General features: G+C 63.8%; 14 protein-coding genes. 7 read left to right on the top strand and 7 right to left on the bottom strand.

Annotated features, from left to right (window positions below; genetic code table 11):
• Both A9K71_RS12200 and A9K71_RS12195 read left to right on the top strand, forming a co-directional pair.
• The coding region (locus A9K71_RS12200) for a hypothetical protein (protein WP_156752644.1) at positions 1–574 on the top strand (574 nt) is incomplete at its 5' end.
• A 106-nt stretch (positions 575–680) separates the two neighbouring features.
• Positions 681–1,292: a 3'-5' exonuclease gene (locus A9K71_RS12195; protein WP_066995283.1), complete on the top strand. Its 612-nt coding sequence runs from the start codon at positions 681–683 to the stop codon at positions 1,290–1,292.
• A 33-nt stretch (positions 1,293–1,325) separates the two neighbouring features.
• On the opposite strand, the gene A9K71_RS12190 is transcribed toward A9K71_RS12195, so the two are convergent.
• The 4 genes from A9K71_RS12190 to A9K71_RS12175 form a co-directional block, all read right to left on the bottom strand.
• Positions 1,326–1,916 carry an ABC-type transport auxiliary lipoprotein family protein gene (locus A9K71_RS12190; protein ID WP_095777782.1) on the bottom strand — a complete coding sequence of 197 codons (591 nt, stop codon included), beginning with the start codon at positions 1,914–1,916 and terminating at the stop codon, positions 1,326–1,328.
• Positions 1,917–2,004: 88 nt separating this feature from the next.
• A complete protein-coding gene (locus A9K71_RS12185) occupies positions 2,005–3,378 on the bottom strand; it encodes an MlaD family protein (protein WP_066995277.1) in 1,374 nt (457 codons plus the stop codon).
• A 14-nt stretch (positions 3,379–3,392) separates the two neighbouring features.
• Entirely contained in the window at positions 3,393–4,211 is an 819-nt protein-coding gene (locus A9K71_RS12180; protein WP_066995274.1) for an ABC transporter ATP-binding protein, read from the bottom strand.
• Between the two features lies 1 nt (position 4,212).
• Entirely contained in the window at positions 4,213–5,400 is a 1,188-nt protein-coding gene (locus A9K71_RS12175) for an ABC transporter permease (protein ID WP_066995271.1), read from the bottom strand.
• Positions 5,401–5,477: 77 nt separating this feature from the next.
• On the opposite strand from A9K71_RS12175, the gene dgcA reads away from it, so the two are divergent.
• Positions 5,478–6,461: an N-acetyl-D-Glu racemase DgcA gene (gene dgcA / locus A9K71_RS12170; protein WP_066995269.1), complete on the top strand. Its 984-nt coding sequence runs from the start codon at positions 5,478–5,480 to the stop codon at positions 6,459–6,461.
• Here the strand turns inward: dgcA and A9K71_RS12165 are convergent.
• Positions 6,432–7,646, bottom strand: coding sequence for an MFS transporter (locus A9K71_RS12165; protein ID WP_066995266.1), 1,215 nt, complete (start codon positions 7,644–7,646; stop codon positions 6,432–6,434). The two genes, dgcA and A9K71_RS12165, sit on opposite strands and share 30 nt — an antisense overlap.
• A 142-nt stretch (positions 7,647–7,788) precedes the next feature.
• Positions 7,789–8,619 (bottom strand): UDP-2,3-diacylglucosamine diphosphatase, encoded by an 831-nt coding sequence (locus A9K71_RS12160; protein ID WP_082980470.1) that lies wholly within the window; start codon positions 8,617–8,619, stop codon positions 7,789–7,791.
• A 117-nt stretch (positions 8,620–8,736) separates the two neighbouring features.
• Between A9K71_RS12160 and A9K71_RS12155 the strand changes: the two genes are divergently transcribed.
• The 3 genes from A9K71_RS12155 to A9K71_RS12145 all read left to right on the top strand — a co-directional run bounded on the left by A9K71_RS12155 (position 8,737) and on the right by A9K71_RS12145 (position 13,326).
• Positions 8,737–9,516 carry an SDR family oxidoreductase gene (locus A9K71_RS12155; protein ID WP_066995260.1) on the top strand — a complete coding sequence of 260 codons (780 nt, stop codon included), beginning with the start codon at positions 8,737–8,739 and terminating at the stop codon, positions 9,514–9,516.
• Between the two features lie 159 nt (positions 9,517–9,675).
• Positions 9,676–11,997 carry an NADP-dependent malic enzyme gene (locus tag A9K71_RS12150; protein WP_066995257.1) on the top strand — a complete coding sequence of 774 codons (2,322 nt, stop codon included), beginning with the start codon at positions 9,676–9,678 and terminating at the stop codon, positions 11,995–11,997.
• Positions 11,998–12,117: 120 nt separating this feature from the next.
• The gene (locus A9K71_RS12145; protein WP_066995254.1) at positions 12,118–13,326 is read left to right on the top strand and encodes a DUF2865 domain-containing protein; all 1,209 of its coding nucleotides are present in this window, start codon (positions 12,118–12,120) and stop codon (positions 13,324–13,326) included.
• Here A9K71_RS12145 and gltX read toward each other — a convergent pair.
• Positions 13,244–14,617 carry a glutamate--tRNA ligase gene (gltX, locus tag A9K71_RS12140; protein ID WP_066995252.1) on the bottom strand — a complete coding sequence of 458 codons (1,374 nt, stop codon included), beginning with the start codon at positions 14,615–14,617 and terminating at the stop codon, positions 13,244–13,246. The genes A9K71_RS12145 and gltX overlap by 83 nt on opposite strands.
• A 721-nt stretch (positions 14,618–15,338) precedes the next feature.
• On the opposite strand from gltX, the gene A9K71_RS12135 reads away from it, so the two are divergent.
• A complete protein-coding gene (locus A9K71_RS12135) occupies positions 15,339–19,127 on the top strand; it encodes a vitamin B12-dependent ribonucleotide reductase (RefSeq protein ID WP_066995249.1) in 3,789 nt (1,262 codons plus the stop codon).
• The last annotated feature ends 118 nt before the right edge of the window (positions 19,128–19,245 follow it).

Below are 19,245 nucleotides of genomic sequence, written 5' to 3'. Positions count from 1 at the left end.
GCTTCAGCCGGAGCGCCCGGCGCCGCAGGCACCGATCGGCGAGACGACGCTGCGCGGCACCCTCGATCTCGAGCGCCCGGCGGAAGCGCCGCGCCGCGATCCGAACGGCCGCACGCAGCAGGGCGGCTGGGTGCGCGATCTCCTGACCAACGCCTCGCGCGAGGAAGAGCTGAAGCCGGCGACGCCCGCCGAAGCACCGCGCGCGACCCCTGCCCAGCGTTCGCCGCTGCATGTCATGGAATCGCTGAACTCGCTGTCCGTCGACATCGCCCGCGCCATCGACCATGACGCCTCGATCGAGCTGTGGAACCGCTACCGCCGCGGCGAGCGCGACGTGTTCACGCGCCGGCTCTACACGCTGAAGGGCCAGCAGACCTTCGACGAGATCCGCCGCAAGTATCAGGCCGAGGCCGAGTTCCGCGCCGCCGTCGACCGCTACTGCGACGATTTCGAGAAGCTGCTCAAGGACGTATCGCGCAACGACCGCGACAACATCATGGCGCAAACCTATCTCACGTCGGACACCGGCAAGGTCTACACGATGCTGGCCCACGCCAGCGGCCGCCTGCACTGAGCGGGGCACCTGTCAGACACTGAAGCGGGGCCATTGCTCCGCTTCTTCATTTTAGAATCTACTTTTAGTTTGACGCAGGTCCCATCTTCGAATTGGCGGGAAGGCCTTGAAGACAGCGATAATCTTCGACTGCGAATTTCTTTGCCTCGAAGGCTCGCAACGCAGATTTTGGTGCGCGGCTCATGATCCCGATCCGGTCATAGCCCAGGTCGGCGCAGTAAAGCTCGGACTTGGGGAGTTTCCCCTATTAGGCACGCACCGCGCCTATGTGCAACCGATTGACCGATTCGGCCGGGGATACGCGCTCGATCCGTTTTTCACCCAGCTCACCGGCATCACTGAAGAAACCCTGGAGACCGAGGGAGTCGGATTGGCAGAAGCTCTTGCCGACATCGACCGGTTCTCCGACGGTGCGCGCTTTTGGTCCTGGGGCAAGGACGAGCTGAACATGGTCGCGATCAGTTGTTATGTCGCCGGCATTCCCGTTTCCATACCAGCCAACCGGTTCGACAATGCAGTCAAGCTGCTGCTAGCGGCAGGGATGCCGATCGAAGATTTGGCGAGGACACCCAGCAACAAGCTGGCGGACTACTATGGCGTCGACCACGTTCCGTTGCGGGCACACGACGCGCTCGACGATGCGCTATCGCTGACCTACACCCTGCAACATCTGTTGAAATCCGAAAAATTGCAGGCAGACGTCTTCGAGTGTTTGTAGCTTGCGCGGCACCGCACAGGCACGCGCATTCGTTCAGATCACCGAATCGGTCCAGCGCACGATGTCCTTCGCCGCTTGGCCGAACGCGTTGTCCAGGGCACCGACATAAGCGGCGTTTCCGCCGCCCGAGACCGGTGCGCTGGCCGTGAAGTCCTTCGAGGCGCGCACCTCGCCATTGCGATCGTTGAGGATGCGCACGAACAGGTCCACATCGGCATGTTCGCCCCCATTGACCCGGACTTCGAAGGACCGCACCTCGACGATGATCTGGTAGTCGATCGCCAGACCCTCGCCCGGCTTGCCGACACCGGCAAAGCTGCCGGAGCGCTGAAAAGTCTCGGCGAGCCTTGCCTGCACGATCAGCGGCAGGCGGTCCGCCCATTGCGCGCCCTTGAGGAACTGGATCGACTGGTCGGACGGCCTGATCACGATGTTCTGGCTGTCCAGCGCCTTCAGCGCCGAGGGTTGGGCGATCAGGATCTGGCGGCGGCTGTGGCCTCGCATGTCGAGCGAAGGCGCGGAAAGCTCGAACGTGTCGAGCGGCGCCGGCCTGCCCCCCAGTACCGCGCAGCCTGCAAGCGTGAACACGAGCGTCGCGGCAGCAACGGACTTCAACCCTCTCACTGACTTCACGCGCGATCCCCACTGTCCCCGGATCTGACGATCAACTTACAGCTGCAATCCATCTTCTTGGCGTTCGCAGCAGCGGAAGTCAACGCCGTGCCCTGCCGTCAAACTGACGGACCTCCCCCTCGCCGCCCGTCAGTATGCGCTGCGGGTTTCGGCTGAGATCTGTCACCGCTTCCTCGATTCGGCTGATCGAGCGCCGGCTGGCCTGGACCAGCGCCTCGACATCCTGCAGCCCCTGGCCGGAGAAGCGCGACAGATTGTCGACGATAGTGCCCAGCCGAGAGTTCAGCGTATCGGCAACCTGCTTGAAGGATTTCAGCGTCGCCCGAGCATCGGCCATCACGCCATTGGCTTCACCGGACCCGAGAAGCTTGTCGACCTTCTCGAGAATTCCGTCGACGCGCACGGACGCGTCGTTGAGGCGCTGCGCAAGCTGGCGGGCATTCTTGATCGTATCGTTGATGTCGTCGGAGCGGTTGGCGATCTTGTCGGTGACCTTGGCGATGTCGGCGGCCGCCTTGTTGGCGCTGTCGCTTGCCTTCTGGATGTTGGCGAGCGCCGTACGGACATCCGCCGGATCTATCCCATCGAGAACGCCGTTGACCTTGGCGAGCGTCCCTTGCGTCTGCTTGGCGAAGTCGTTGACCGACCCCACCGCGGCATCGACGTTCTTCAGCACGTCGTCCAACTGCCCGCTGGTTTCCTTGAGGTTCGCGGTGACCGTGTCGACATTGGCGACGATGCTCTTGATCCGGTCCTTGTCGACCGAATTGAGCAGGCCCTCGGCCGCCTTCAGCGTGCTGTCGAGTCGGCCCGACACATTTTGCAATTGCTCCGAAAGCGAGCTCACGGCGGACAGGAATTTATCGATGCCGTCCGAATTCTTGGCCAGCGCGTTGGAGAAGGTCTCGACGTTCTTGACTGTCTGCGTCAGCGGTCCGCGAACATCCTTGGTGAAGCCTTCCAGCTCGGAAAGCACCTTGTCGGCACGGGTGAAGATGTTCTGCGCCGTCTGCAGCAGGTTGGTCACGGCCGACGGATTGGCGACGATCTCCGGAACCCTGCCTTCTTTCTCGGCCTGGTCGAGCAGCTTCACTTCCTTGGGATCGGCGCCTTTCAGCTCGATATTGGCCTGGCCGGTGAGGCCGGCGAGCCCGATATCGGCCTGCGTCGACTTGGTGATCGGCGTCATGCGGTCGATCTCGGTATCGGCGATGGCGACCGTCGGGTTGTCGACATCGATATAGACCCGTTTGACGTCGCCCACCTTGACGCCGTTGAACAGCACGAAGCTGCCGCGGCCAAGGCCCGAAGCCGAGCCCGGGATGCGCACGCGCAACAGCGTCGTCTCGCCACGCTCGCCGATCGCGGCCGTCCAGTAGACGAAGGCGAAGGCCGCGAGGATCGCGGCCAGCGTGAAAATGCCGACAATGACGTAGTTGGCTCTGGTTTCCATTACCTCACTTATGGCTATGCGCGAGCCGCAAGATCAAGTTGTCGGGCGCGTTTTCCGCGGAAATAGGATTTTACCCACGGCTCCTCGCTTTTCAGCATGTCGTCGATCGTGCCTTCGACCAGCACCCTCTTCTTGCCGAGCACCGCCACGTGGTCGCAGGCGGTGAACAGCGTGTCGAGGTCGTGCGTGACCATGTAGACCGTCAAATCCATCGTATCGCGCAACTTGACGACCAATTCGTCGAATTCGGCCGCGCTGATCGGATCGAGGCCCGAGGTCGGCTCGTCGAGGAAGACGATGTCCGGATCGAGCGCCAGCGCGCGAGCCAACGCCGCGCGCTTGATCATGCCGCCCGACAGCTCGGAGGGGAATTTCTGCGCTGCGTCCGGCGGCAGCCCGACCAGCTCGATCTTGAGCATGGCGAGCTCGTCCATCAGCTTCTTCGGCAGGTCGAGATACTCGCGCATCGGCACCTGCACGTTTTCCAGCACCGTCAGCGCCGAAAACAGCGCGCCGTGCTGGAACAGGACGCCAAGCCGCATGTCGATGCGCAGGCGCTCGATCTCGCTTGCCTTGTCGACGTCGACGCCGAACAGCCTGATGGTTCCCGATTGCTTCGGCATAAGCCCGAGGATGGTGCGCAGCAACACCGACTTGCCGGCGCCCGAGGCGCCGACGAACCCCAGGATCTCGCCGCGCTCGATGTCAAGCGAAAGCTTGTCGAGGATCAGCTTGTCTTCGATGGCAACCGTGACGTCACGGACCGAAAGCACGATCTCGCTCTCGTCCGCGTTCTGCGCCGTGTTGACCCCGTTGCCGCTTGCAACCGCCATCTCAAAACCCGATCGATGCGTAGAACATGGCGAAAAGCCCGTCGAGGATGATGACGACGAAGATCGACTTCACCACCGACGCGGTCACGTGCTGGCCGAGCGATTCGGCGCTGCCGCCGACCTTCATGCCCTCGACCGAAGCGATGGTGCCGATGATCATGGCCATGAACGGCGCCTTGATCAGCCCGGCAAAAATGGTGCTGAGGTCGATGGCGACCCGCAGCCGATCGATAAATGCCGCCGGTGGAATGTCGGAATAGAGCCAGGCGGCGATGATGCCGCCGCCGAGCGCGGCGAAATTCGCGATGATCGTCAAGCACGGCAGCGCAATCACCAAGGCGACGAGCCGCGGAAACACCAGCACGCCGATCGGGTTCAACCCGATCACCTTCAGCGCGTCGACCTCCTCGCGCATCTTCATCGAGCCGATCTCGGCGGTGATGGCGCTGCCCGAGCGGCCGGCCAGCATGATCGCGGTCATCAGCACGCCAAGCTCGCGCAGGATCAGCACGCCGACGAGGTCGACAACGAAAATGTCGGCACCGAAATAGCTAAGCTGATAAGCGCCTTGCTGGGCGACGATGGCGCCGACGATGGCCGACATCAGCACCACCACGGGAATGGCGCCGACGCCCATACGGTCGATCTGGTTGAAGATTGCTGCCGGATTGACGGCATGGCCTCGGCCGAGCTTCATCTGCGCGCCGCGGATGGTGGCGCCGAGGATGTTCATCGAGGCCAGAAAATCATCGCGCATCTCGTAGACGCGGCGGCCGACCAGCTCCAGCGCGCGCAGGATGATGTTGGGCGGTCCGGCCGGCCCTGATTCGGGTTCGCGTCGCACCGCGTCGCCGACCGCGCCGAGCAGGATTGAGGCGATCTCGCTCTGCCCCTGCACATGGACTTCGACGCCTCTCTTCTCGTAAGCGCTCGCCAGCCGATCGATCAGCCAGGCGCCGGCCGTGTCCATCTTCTCGATCTGCGAAAGGTCGAGCATCAGCTTCTTGGCGCTGTTGCGGTTTTCGATCTTGCGCATCTCTGCATCGACCGATGCCACGGTCCGCGTCGTCCAGACACCCGAAAAAGCGCAGCCGAGCACGTCGCCTTCCTGGCCGACGGCAATGCGCGGCTGGTGATTGGCATCACCGGCGGGCGTGCGGCTTGCATCGCGTTTGCGGATGGTCAACATGGCGTCCTGTTTAGCGTGACGGGACTGGCGTGTCGATTTGCCGGAAGACCGGGTCGCACAGCCGGAGAAGAAAAAATATGGCGCGTGTCATTTCGGTCGAGGCGGAGCGATTCCCTATCGCGGGCACCTTCACCATCTCGCGCGGCTCGAAAACCGAGGCCGAAGTCATCACCGTGACGATCGCCGACAACGGACATGTCGGGCGCGGCGAATGCGTGCCCTACAGGCGCTACGGCGAGACGATGGAAGGCGTGCGCGCCGCAATCGAGGCGATGCGCGGCCCGATCATCGACGGCATCGGCCGCACCGCCTTGCTCGCGGCCATGCCGGCGGGCGCGGCCCGCAATGCCATCGACTGCGCCTTGTGGGATCTCGAAGCCAAGCTGAGCGCCAGGCCGGTGGCGGACGCGATCGGGGTCGTTTCGCCGAAGGCGCTGGAAACCGCCTACACGCTGTCGCTCGCCGAACCTGAGGCGATGGCGGCGCAGGCCCGCGCCGCTGCCTCGCGGCCGCTGCTCAAGGTCAAGATCGGCGGCGACAACGACGCGGCAAGGATTCGCGCCGTGACGCAAGCCGCCCCGCAAAGCCGCATCATACTCGACGCCAACGAGGGCTGGACCGATAACAACATCGTCGAGAATCTCGCATTCGCAGCCGAGCACGGCATAGTGGTGATCGAGCAGCCGCTGCCGGCCGGCCGTGATGGCATCTTGCGCGAAATCGCGCATCCCGTGCCGATCTGCGCCGACGAAAGCGTGCACGAGGCGAAGAACCTCGAAGCGCTGGTCGGCCTCTATGACGTCGTCAACATCAAGCTCGACAAAACTGGCGGACTGACCGAAGCGCTGATCCTTCGCGACCGTGCCCGGGAGCTGGGTTTCGGCATCATGGTCGGCTGCATGGTCGGCACGTCGCTCGCCATGGCGCCGGCAGTGCTGTTGGCTCAAGGCGCCGATTTCGTCGACCTCGACGGGCCGCTGCTCTTGGCGCACGACCGCGAACCGGGTCTCGTCTACAAGGGCTCGCTGGTCTCACCGCCTCAGCCGGCGCTGTGGGGCTGACCGCGCGGCAAGCCCGATCAGCGCGAGGCCGATGATCGCGATCGGGATCATCGCCAGGAACCCGTCGACGCCAAGATGATCGTAGAGCGGGCCGGAGACCAGCGTGACCGCGGCCATGAAGAAGCCGTTGAAGAAATAGGCGATGCCTTGCGCGGCGCCCGTGCGCTCTTCGGAAACCGTTTCGCCGATCATCTTCTGCAGGCCGATCAGCACCATCGCCACCGAAACCGCATGCAGCGTCTGGACGCCGAAGAAGCCGACGACGCCGAGCCCCAGCGGCCAGACCAGCGGAAAGGCGGCCCATCGCAGGATCGAGCCGATGCCGGCGATCACCATCACCCTGACGACGGAAACCGAGGCGAAAATGCGGTTGAAGAACAAGAACATGCAGACCTCGGCAACCACGCCCCAGGCCCACAGCAGGCCGACGACGGAATCGCTGATGCCGATCGACTTCCAGTAGATCGACACGAAGCCGTAAAGAAAGGCGTGGCTAGCGGTGATGATGCCGACGCCGAGCGTGAAATAGAGGAAATAGGCGTTGAAGAGGCTTGGCGCCGAATGCTGAATGTCGGTCGCCGACAGCGGCGACGCCTTGCGAGGCTTGCCCATCCGCGGCGCCCACAAACCCGCGGCAAGCGCTGCGGCAAGGGCCACAAAGATGATCGCCGGAACTGCTTGGGGGCCGGTGGCCGCCAGGATGAAGCCGCCGATTATATTGGCGCAGAAATAGGAGATCGAACCCCATTTGCGCATGGCGGTGTAGTTGGAGCCGAAGCGGCGGACGCCCGACAGAGCCAGCGAATCGGCCATCGGCGAATGCGGCGTCCAGGGGATCGAAAGCAAGAGCGAGATGGCCAGCACGCCCGCATAGGTGGCCGGCAGGAAATAGCCGGCCGAAATTACCATCGTCGCCGCGACCAGCGCGATATAGACATTGGCGCGGTCCTTCGCCCGGTCGGCAAACGCGGTGAGCATCGGCGTCGTCACGACGCGCAGGAACATCGGCGCGGCCAGGATGACGGCGATCTGTTCGGCGTGGAAGTCTTTCGCCTCCAGCCAGAGCGGAAAATAGGGCAGATGGGTCCCCTGCGACACGAACAATGTCGCGAAGATCAGGCTCATGCGCAGTTCGAAATGGGCGGGCTTGACGAGTTGCTCAGGCGAAAGTGGCGGCAGCGACATGAATCGATCCAATTACGCTGCATTCCACGACCCGCAACGCGTTTCGATCCCTATCACGCGGCAAGGCGCGACGGAACCGCCTGGACCAGTCGATCTGGCTAAAGCTGTTGAAAGACAAGGAACCTCGGAGCCGGAAAGGCGCTCAGGCAGCCTTGACCGCCCTGCCCTTGAGATCGATGAGATCGACGCGCACCGGCGCGTCCTTGCCGGCCGGAACTTCGGGCAGCACATGCGCCCAGGTCAGGATCTCCATGCGGCCGTCGAAATGCTCGACCACCGCGGTGCAGCTTTCCACCCAGTCGCCGGTGTTGATGTATTGCACGTCGCCATAGCTTTCGATCGCGGCGTGATGGATGTGGCCGCAGATCACGCCGTCGACATGCGAGCGCCGCGCTTCCTCGGACAGCACCGTCTGGAATGATCCGATGAAGTTCACCGCCTTCTTCACCTTGACCTTCGCCCAGGAAGAGAACGACCAGTAAGGCAGGCCGAGCAGGTGGCGCAGTCTCGTCACGAGGCGATTGACCAGCATTGCCGTGTCATAGGCGTAGTCGCCGAGGTAAGCGAGCCAGCGCTGATTGTGCACCACAGTGTCGAACTGGTCGCCATGGATGACGAGAAGCCGCCTGCCGTCGGCGGTCTCATGAATGGCGCGGTCGGCAACGACGATGCCGCCGAAATGCACGCCCTGGAACTGGCGGGCGAATTCGTCGTGGTTGCCGGCGATGTAGGTGATCGAGGCGCCCTTGCGCGCCTTGCGCAGCAACTTCTGCACCACGTCGTTATGGCTCTGCGGCCAATGCCAGCTGCGCCGCAGGCGCCAGCCGTCGACGATGTCGCCGACCAGGTAGATGGTATCGGCGTCATGGTGGCGCAGGAAATCGATCAGGAAATCGGCCTTGGCCGCTTTCGAGCCGAGATGCACGTCGGAAATGAACATGGTGCGAAAAGTGCGGGGCTCTGGACCGGACATCGCGATTTCCACCTTTCTTTGGCGTGCTATGCCTCGATTCATGCAACAACCGTATGACGGTTGCGGTTGGTCCAGCCCAAGCGCTAGCTTGCCGCCCTCGAAAAAGGAGAAATCACCATGGATCTCGGCATTCGCGGCAAGAAGGCCATCGTCTGCGCCTCGAGCAAGGGACTGGGGCGCGGATGCGCGATTGCGCTGGCCGAAGCCGGCGTCGACCTTGTTGTAAACGGTCGCAACGCCGAGCTGTTGGCGAAGACGGCGCAGGAAATCCGCAAAAAATTCGGTGTCGAGGTGATCGAGATCGCGGGCGACGTCTCGAAGCCGGAAGTGCAGAAGGCATTGCTTGCCGCCTGCCCCGCCCCCGACATCCTGGTCAACAACAATGGCGGCCCGCCGCTTCGCGATTTCCGCGAGCTCGACCGCGCGAAAATCCTCGAAGGCGTGACGCAGAACATGGTGACGCCGATCGAGCTGATCCAGGCGGTCATCGACGGCATGGCCAAGCGCGGCTTCGGCCGCATCGTCAACATCACCTCGCTGTCGGTCTATGTGCCGATCCCGGGCCTCGACCTGTCGTCGGGCGCCCGCGCCGGCCTGACCTCGTTCCTTGCCGGCGTGGCGCGCACCGTGATCGACCGCAACGTCACCATCAACAGCCTGTTGCCCGGCAAGCTAGACACCGACCGGCTGCGTGGCCCGCAAGAAGCCGGCACGCCGGAAGACCCGGCAGCGGCCGTCGCGCGCAAGGCCCGCATCAGCGCCGACGTACCGGCAAAGCGCCTCGGCACGCCGGAAGAGTTCGGCCAGATCTGCGCCTTCCTGTGCTCGGTTCATGCCGGCTATCTCACTGGACAGAACATCCCGGTCGACGGTGGCCTCTACGTGAGCGCGTTCTGACGAGCTTCGTCAATCAGCCGCAAGTTTCCGAGCCAACAGGCTGAAATGCATTGATTATCTTCGCCTCGGCATTGTGAATGCCAGGGCCGACATTTGGCGTCGCGAAGAATCGCCGCTGCATGCTAAAAGGCTCGAAAGCAAGAAGCAGGAGGGCCGCGAATGGACGGCGAGAGCAAGAAAACGGCCCGATCGGACCTCGATGAGGCCGCGCTCTTCTTTCACAAGCACCCCACCCCGGGAAAGCTCGAGATCCAGGCGACCAAGCCGCTGGGCAACCAGCGGGATCTCGCGCTTGCCTATTCGCCGGGCGTTGCCGCTCCTTGTCTCGAGATCCGGGACGATCCGGCGGCCGCCGCCGACTACACGGCGCGCGCCAACCTCGTCGGCGTTGTCTCCAACGGCTCGGCGGTGCTTGGGCTGGGCAATATCGGCCCGCTCGCCTCCAAGCCGGTGATGGAAGGAAAGGCGGTGCTGTTCAAGAAATTCGCCGGCATCGACGTCTTCGACATCGAGATTGATGCTCTCGAGATCGAGGGCATGGTCGAGACGGTGGCCGCGCTCGAGCCGACCTTCGGCGGCATCAATCTCGAGGACATCAAGGCGCCTGAATGCTTCGAGGTCGAGGAGCGGTTGAAGGCCCGCATGGGCATACCGGTTTTCCATGACGACCAGCATGGCACGGCAATCATCGTCGCCGCCGCGGTGCTCAACGGGCTGGAATTCGCCGGCAAATCGATCTCCGACATCAAGATCGTCACGTCCGGCGCGGGCGCTGCGGCGCTCGCCTGCCTCAACCTTTTGGTCTCGCTCGGGGCCAAGGTCGAAAACATCTGGGTCACCGATCGTTTCGGCGTCGCCTACAAAGGCCGGGTCGAGGAGATGGACCGCTGGAAAGACCCTTATGTGAAGGACACCCAGGCGCGCACGCTGACCGATGTCATCCCCGGCGCCGACGTCTTTCTCGGCCTCTCCGCCGCAGGCGTGCTGAAGCCAGAACTCCTGCAGCACATGGCGCCGAAGCCGCTGATCCTGGCGCTCGCCAACCCGACGCCGGAGATCATGCCTGAGGTGGCGCGCGCGGCACGGCCCGACGCCATGATCTGCACCGGGCGCTCCGATTTTCCCAATCAAGTCAATAACGTGCTCTGCTTTCCTTACATCTTCCGCGGCGCGCTGGATTGCGGGGCGAGCGCCATCAACGAGGAGATGAAGATGGCCGCGGTCAGAGCGATCGCGGCGCTGGCCCGCGAGGAGCCCTCGGACGTCGCCGCCCGCGCCTATTCCGGCGAGACGCCGGTCTTCGGGCCGGACTTCCTGATCCCCTCGCCCTTCGATCCGCGGCTCATCCTGCGCATCGCGCCGGCGGTGGCGAGAGCCGCCTGCGACACCGGCGTGGCGACGCGGCCGATCTCCGATTTCGCGGCCTATGTCGACAAGCTCAACCGCTTCGTCTTCCGCTCCGGCCTGGTGATGAAACCGGTGTTCTCCTCGGCCAAGGCCGCCAGCGCGAAGCGCGTCATCTACGCCGACGGCGAGGACGAGCGCGTGCTGCGGGCGGCACAGGTGGTCCTTGAGGAAGGCATCGCCGAGCCGATCCTGATCGGCCGTCCGCATGTCGTGGAAGTGAGGCTGAAGCGTTACGGCCTGCGCATCCGGCCGGGCGTCGATTTCGGCCTGATCAATCCGGAGGACGATCCGCGCTACCGGCACTATGTCGATCTGCTGATCGAGCTCGCCGGCCGCCGCGGTATAACGACGGAAGCCGCTCGCACCATGGTGCGCACCAACAACACGGTGATCGCGGCGCTTGCGTTGAAGCGCGGCGATGCGGATGCGATGATTTGCGGGCTCGAAGGCCGCTTCGAGCGCCATCTCCGCAATGTCACGCTGATCATCGGGCCGCGTCCGGGCATCAAGGACCGCGATCTCTCGACGCTGTCGATGCTGATCTCGCAGCGCGGCATCATCTTCCTCACCGACACCCATGTCTCCGTCGATCCGACGGCGGAGGAGATCGCCGAGATGACGGTGCTGGCGGCGGAAGAAATCCAGCGCTTCGGCATCGAGCCGAAGGCTGCGCTGCTGTCGCATTCGGATTTCGGCTCGCGCGATTCGCCCGGCGCGCTCAAGATGCGCGAGGCCGCTGCCATCCTCGCCCGCATCGCGCCGGAGCTGCAGTGCGACGGCGAGATGCATGCCGACTCGGCTCTTTCCGAGCATCTGCGCCAGCGCGTCTACCCGCATTCGCGGCTGAAAGGGGAAGCCAATCTGCTGGTGTTCCCGAACCTCGATTCGGCCAACATCACGCTGACGGCGCTGCGTGCCATGATGGACGCGCTGCATGTCGGGCCGATCCTGCTCGGCACCGACAAGCCCGCGCACATCCTGACGCCTTCGGTGACCTCGCGCGGCGTTGTCAACATGACGGCACTGGCGGTCGTCGAGGCGGCGCACAAGGCGCAGGCGCTCGCCCCGATCTGAGTTGAGGGTGAGCTCTGGGTTGTGCGAGCTCGCGCCAGCGGATTTGTGTTGAGTCGAAAGCTAGGGAACAGTTAACCACGAACGCGGTAGCCTTCCACCGGCAATCGGGATTCCAGGCGGATGAAGGGGTTGAAGCTGACGCACCTTGCTGCGCTGTTTGCAGCGTTGGCGGCGTCGGCTGTCGCTGTGACCGAGCCGCAGGCGGCTTCTCGCACCTGCAACCAGCTCGAAGCGGAGCTTGCAGCCACGCGCGGCGGTAGCGGCGGTCCGGGACTGATCCGCAAATATGACGACGCGATCGCCCGCCAGCGCGAGCAGCTGGCCAAGGCGCGCGGCCGCGCCGGTGATGCCAATTGCGGCTTCGCGCTGTTTTCGCGCAATGCCAGCCAATGCGCGGCGATCAATGTCTCGATAAAGCGCATGAACGCCAATCTCGACATCTTGCAGGCCAAGCGCCAGCGGCTGGCCGGCGGCGGCACGCGGCGCGACCGCAGCCGCATTCTTGCGGCGCTCGACGCCAATGGCTGCCGCGATGATGAAGTCGAGGCGCCTCGCGCCCCGATCCAGGAGGCCGCCCGCAACAATGGTGGCGGCAATCTGTTCGAGCAGCTCTTCGGCCGTGGCGACGAGGAGATCGCTACGCTCGACACGCCTGAAGCGCTTCCGCCAGACGATCCCGGCGCGCGCAACATCCGCCGGGTGATCAACCAACCCGATGGCATGGACCTGCCGAGGATGAACGGCGAGTTCCGCACCGTCTGCGTGCGCACCTGCGACGGCTATTTCTTCCCGATGTCGAACGCCGCCTCTTACGGCGATTTCGAGCGCGATCAGAAGAATTGCGAATCGAGCTGCCCCGGCACCGAGATGCAGGTCTTCTACACGCGCGGCATGGACGATGACGCCGGCAACATGACATCCTCGGCGACCGGCCGTCCTTACAGCGAGCTGCCGACGGCCTATCTCTACAAGCAGGCCAACTACTCGCGGCCGCCGCAATGCGGCTGCAACGCCCAGGCCGAAAACTTCTCGATCATAGGCGGCAATCCGCCCAATCCGGAGCAGCCGCAGCCGGACAGCGGGGTGACGACCCTCGTGCCGGCGCCGGCGGCCAAGCTCGATGCTGGCGCCGATCCCGAAACGCTCGCCAACGCTGCAGGCGGGCTCGACCGCGCGGCTATCAAGCAGCTGACCGCCAAGGTGCCGGCGTCACCGGTTTCGGCCCTGCCGCCGGAACAGCGCAAGGTCAGGGTCGTCGGGCCAGCGTTCCTTCCCGACCCATCAGCGGCAATAGATCTGCAAGCTCCGGCCCCGAAGACCGCCCGGTAAGGGCAAGCCGCAGCGGCATGAACAGCGGCTTGCCCTTGCGGCCCGTCGCTTCCCTGATCTTGCCGGTCCAATCCTTCCAGACCGTGCCGTTCCAAGGCTCTTCCGGCAACAGGTCGAACGCCTGGTGGAGGAAATCACGGTCCTCGCCGGAAAATTCCGCCGGCTCCTGCGGCCCCTCACTCAGGATTCGCCACCAGGCGACAGCGTCGGACAAACGGTCGATATTGCCGCGCACGGCGAGCCAGAAGGGCTCGGCCCTGTCGCCGGAAATGCCAAGCACAATCAGCCGGTCGCGCGCCTCCTCGAACGGCATTTGGTGCATCAGCGTGCGATTGAGCACGAAAAGCTCGTCGGGATCGAACTTGGCGGCAGACTTGGATGTCGCGGCCGGGTCGAAATGGCTGCCGAGCTCGTTGAGATCGTGCGCTGCCGTGACATTCTCCGATGTGCCAACGAGCACCGCAAGTGAGGCGACAGCCATCGGCTCGATGCCGTCCTCGCGCAGGCTTTCGATCGACAGCGCGCCGGTGCGCTTCGACAGCCCCTCACCCGACACGGTGGTCAAGAGATTGTGGTGCCCGAACACCGGCGGCTCAGCGCCCAGCGCCTGGAACAAGGCGATCTGCACGCCGGTGTTGGTTACGTGGTCGTCGCCGCGTATGACATGGGTGACGCCCATCTCGATGTCGTCGACCACCGAAGGCAGCGTGTAGAGATAAGTGCCGTCCTCACGCACCAGGACCGGGTCCGACAGTGAGGCGAGATCGACGGTCTCCTCGCCGCGCACAAGGTCGTTCCAGTGCACCTCGGTCCGCTCGGGCTGCAGCGGGTCGCCGGTGAAGTTCGGCAAAAGAAAGCGCCAATGCGGCCGGCGCCCGTCGGATTCGTATTCGGCCACCTGCTCCGGCGTCAGCGTCAATGCCTCGCGGCCATAGACCGGCGGCAGGCCGCGCGTGCGGCGCACCTTGCGGCGCAGGTCTAACTCCTCCGGCGTTTCGTAGCAGGCATAAAGCACGCGCGCCGCCTTCAGCCGCTCCACCGCGGCGTCATAGACTTCAAAGCGACGCGACTGGTATTCGGTAACGTCGGGAAAAATGCCGAGCCAATGCAGGTCATAGAGAATTGAATCGGCGAATTCCTGCGTCGAACGGGCAACGTCTGTATCGTCGAAGCGCTGGATGTAGCGGCCCTTGTTGTTCATGGCGAAAAGCCAGTTGAACAGCGCGGTGCGGGCATTGCCGATGTGGATGCGGCCGGTCGGCGACGGGGCGAAACGAACGGTAACTGTCATGAGCGGGGCGTAGCGAATGCTTCCAGGCTTGACAAGACGCGCCCCCGCGCAGGGCAACAGATAGTGCAAGCCAGCTAAAATGAAAAGCCGCCCGTCGGGCCCGGCCCCGGGCAACCCGACGAACCGTCCGCAAGGACCGTCAAATAAAGGCTTTTCGATGCGCCTTTCTGTCCCCGTTATCCACATTTGTGACACACAACATATTGGGGTCACAAAACCTACAAAAACGAATCCTTGACGGGTCAGAACGAGTCGCTTTTTATAGGCCATGCGCTCCTGTTGCGGGCGTGACCGGAGAGTTCAGAAGCCGGTCTTTTTTCCCGGATTTTGTGCGTTTTGCCCACATTTCCGCCCGTTCACGAGGCCGGCGGAAGCGTTGGGTATGATGGGGCTTGGGTGGGCGAAAGGGAGAATTGTCGGGCTGGAAAAAATGATCTGTTAATACTATATTTAGTGTTTGCAGGCAGGCTCGACCCTAGATAGTGTGAACCTCCCTCTTCCGAGGGAATCGACAAACGTTTCAGTTTTGAGGGACCCGCGGGTCGGCCTGCAGCCTGGTGAGCGCCTGGAAGGGCGTTTGCTTGTCTGCACGGTGCTGCCCGCGACGAGGAGAATGCCGGCGTCGCCTGCGATGCCGTCAAACGGCGGACCGTGCTTTTCGCCTGGCGGGGCAGCAATCCCTAGGGAAAAGCGCTATATGTAGACAAAAGGGACCGGACCAATGCGCATCGAGCGTCGCTTCACCAAGCCAGACCAAGGTCAAGAAGGGGCAGCTTACGCGGAGATCGAATTCCGCAAGGCCCTGTCGGAGATCAAGAATCCCGACGGCTCGGTGGTGTTCCGCCTCGATAACATCGATGTGCCGGCGCAGTTCAGCCAGGTCGCGGCCGACATCCTGGCCCAAAAATATTTCCGCAAGGCCGGCGTCCCGGCGCGCCTGAAGAAGGTCGAGGAGAACGACGTCCCCTCCTTCCTGTGGCGTTCGGTTGCCGACGAGGCCGAACTCGCCAAGCTCCCTGAGGCCGAGCGCTATGGTTCGGAAACCGATGCCCGCCAGGTCTTCGACCGGCTGTCCGGCACCTGGACCTATTGGGGCTGGAAGGGCGGTTACTTCAAGTCGGAAGAAGATGCGCGCGCTTTCCGCGACGAGCTTGCCTATATGCTGGCCACTCAGCGCGTGGCACCGAACTCGCCGCAATGGTTCAACACCGGCCTGCACTGGGCCTATGGCATCGACGGGCCGAGCCAGGGTCACTTCTATGTCGACCCCTTCACCGGCAAGCTGACCAAGTCGAAGTCGGCTTACGAGCATCCGCAGCCGCATGCCTGCTTCATCCAGAGCGTTCAGGACGACCTCGTTAACGAGGGCGGCATCATGGACCTGTGGGTGCGTGAGGCGCGCCTGTTCAAATACGGCTCCGGCACCGGCTCGAACTTCTCGATGCTGCGCGGCGAAGGCGAGAAGCTGTCCGGCGGCGGCCGCTCGTCCGGCCTGATGAGCTTCCTCAAGATCGGCGATCGCGCGGCGGGCGCCATCAAGTCGGGCGGCACGACGCGCCGCGCCGCCAAGATGGTCATCGTCGACGCCGACCATCCCGACATCGAGGACTTCATCGACTGGAAGGTCAATGAGGAGCAGAAGGTCGCCTCGCTGGTGACCGGCTCGAAGATCGTCAAGAAGCACCTCGAAGCGATCATGAAGGCCTGCGTCAATTGCGAAGGCAATGGCGACGACTGCTTCGACCCGGCCCTCAACACCGCGCTGAAGCGCGAGATCAAGGCGGCCAAGAAGGACGCCGTGCCGGAGAACTACATCTATCGCGTCATCCAGTTCGCCCGCCAGGGCTACACCTCGATGTCGTTCAAGACCTACGACACCGACTGGGACTCCGACGCCTATCTCACCGTTTCCGGCCAGAACTCCAACAACTCGGTGTCGCTGAAGGACAATTTCCTGCGCGCCGTCGAGGCCGACGGCGACTGGCAGCTCACCGCCCGCAAGGACGGCAAGGTGCTGAAGACGCTGAAGGCGCGGGATCTGTGGGAAAAGATCGGTTATGCCGCCTGGGCGTCCGCCGATCCCGGCCTGCATTTCAACACGACGATGAACGACTGGCACACCTGCGCCTCCGCCGGTGCGATCCGGGCCTCCAACCCGTGCTCGGAATACATGTTCCTCGACGACACGGCCTGCAATCTCGCCTCGATCAACCTCCTGCCCTACCGCAAGGAAGACGGCACGATCGACATCGCCGCTTACGAGCACACCGTTCGGCTGTGGACCGTCGTGCTCGAGATCTCGGTGATGATGGCGCAGTTCCCGTCGAAGGAGATCGCCAAGCTCTCCTACGACTACCGCACGCTCGGCCTCGGCTACGCCAACATCGGCGGCCTGTTGATGACGTCCGGCATTCCCTACGACTCCGACGAGGGCCGCGCGATCTGCGCCGCGCTCACCGCCATCATGACCGGCATCGCCTATGCCACCTCGGCCGAAATGGCTTCCGAGCTCGGCGCCTTCCCGGACTATGACCGTAACGCCCAGAACATGCTGCGCGTCATGCGCAACCACCGCCGTGCCGCCTATGGCGACAAGGACGGCTACGAGAAGCTCGCCGTCAACCCGGTGCCGCTGGTCGCCTCCGACCTGAAGCAGCAGGCGCTGGCCGAGCATGCCCGCGCCGCCTGGGATCGCGCCATCGAGCTCGGCGAGGAGCATGGCTATCGCAACGCGCAGGCGACCGTCATCGCGCCGACCGGCACGATCGGCCTGGTCATGGATTGCGACACCACCGGCATCGAGCCCGACTTCGCGCTGGTGAAGTTCAAGAAGCTCGCCGGCGGCGGCTACTTCAAGATCATCAACCGCGCGGTGCCGGAAGCGCTGCGCACGCTCGGCTACTCCGAAAGCCAGATCGCCGAGATCGAGGCCTATGCCGTCGGCCATGGCAACCTCAACCAGGCGCCCGGCATCAACCCGTCTTCGCTGAAGGCCAAGGGCTTCACCGATGACAGGATCGCGGCGCTGAATGCGGCGCTGAAGTCGGCCTTCGACATCAAGTTCGTGTTCAACCAGTGGACGCTCGGCGCCGATTGGGTGAAAGAGACGCTCGGCTTCACCGACGAGCAGCTTTCCGACTTCTCCTTCGAGATGCTGCCGGCGCTGGGCTTCTCCAAGAAGGACATCGACGCCGCCAACATCCATGTCTGCGGTGCGATGACGCTCGAAGGGGCACCGTTCCTCAAGGCCGAGCACCTGCCGGTGTTCGACTGCGCCAGCCCCTGCGGCAAGATCGGCAAGCGCTCGCTGTCGATCCAGAGCCACATCCTGATGATGGCGGCGGCGCAGCCCTTCATCTCGGGCGCCATTTCCAAGACCATCAACATGCCGAACGAGGCGACGGTCGAGGACGCCAAGAACGCCTACATGCTGTCCTGGAAGCTGGCGCTGAAGGCCAACGCGCTCTATCGCGACGGCTCGAAGCTGTCGCAGCCGCTCAATGCCTCGCTGCTCGCCGACGGCGAGGAGGACGAGGACGAGGCGGTCGAGCAGCTGATTGCGGCGCCCGCCGCGCAGCGCGCCGTGCAGGTGACGGAAAAGATCGTCGAGCGCGTCATCGAGCGTCTCTACCGCGACCGCGAGAAGCTGCCGAACCGCCGCAAGGGCTACACGCAGAAGGCGGTCGTCGGCGGCCACAAGGTGTATCTCAGGACCGGCGAGTTCGACGACGGCCGCCTCGGCGAGATCTTCATCGACATGCACAAGGAAGGTGCCGCCTTCCGCGCCATGATGAACAACTTCGCCATCGCCATCTCGCTCGGCCTGCAATATGGCGTGCCACTCGACGAATATGTCGAGGCCTTCACCTTCACCAAGTTCGAGCCGGCCGGCATGGTGCAGGGCAACGACGCGATCAAGAACGCGACGTCGATCCTCGACTACGTGTTCCGCGAGCTTGCCGTGTCCTATCTCGGCCGCCACGACCTCGCCCATGTCGACCAGTCGGACTTCGACAAGACGGCGCTCGGCCGCGGCATCACCGAAGGCAAGGCGACGCCCTTCTCCAAGGGCCTCTATCGCGGCGCCTCTCCGGTGAAGCTGGTCTCGGCTGCCGGTTCGGACCCCAAGGGCTTTGGCGGCTCAGCCCCGACGACCGCCCCTGCCCGCGCAGCGCCCACCGCCTTTGCCGGCTCCAACGTGCTGGCATTGAAGCCGGCAAGCGACGAGGCCCTTGCCTACAAGCGCGACTATGAGGAGCGCGCCAGGGAACTGGCCGAGGAGATGGTGGAAGAGGAAGCCGAGGCCGCCGGCGGCGCCGAGGCGCTCTTCACCGACGCCGCCGCCAACGAGGCCGCCGAGGCCAAGAAGCTAGCCGCCACCCGTCGCCAGCAGTCCTTGCTCCAGGGTTACACCGGCAACGAATGTTCGGAGTGCCACAACTTCACCATGGTGCGGAACGGCACCTGCGAGAAGTGCGACACGTGTGGTTCGACGAGCGGGTGCAGCTGAGGCCCGATGCCGCCAAGGCTGACAGTCAGCGAAGTTATTCGCAAGCTGAAGGCCGATGGCTGGTATCTGGTTGCAACCAAATGCAGCCATCGCCAATATAGATCAAAGCCGGCCGCGT

Origin of the sequence: Mesorhizobium sp. WSM3873 (genome assembly GCF_001672445.1) — a bacterium.
GTDB lineage: Bacteria > Pseudomonadota > Alphaproteobacteria > Rhizobiales > Rhizobiaceae > Mesorhizobium.
This window is presented reverse-complemented; position numbering and strand designations above follow the sequence as displayed.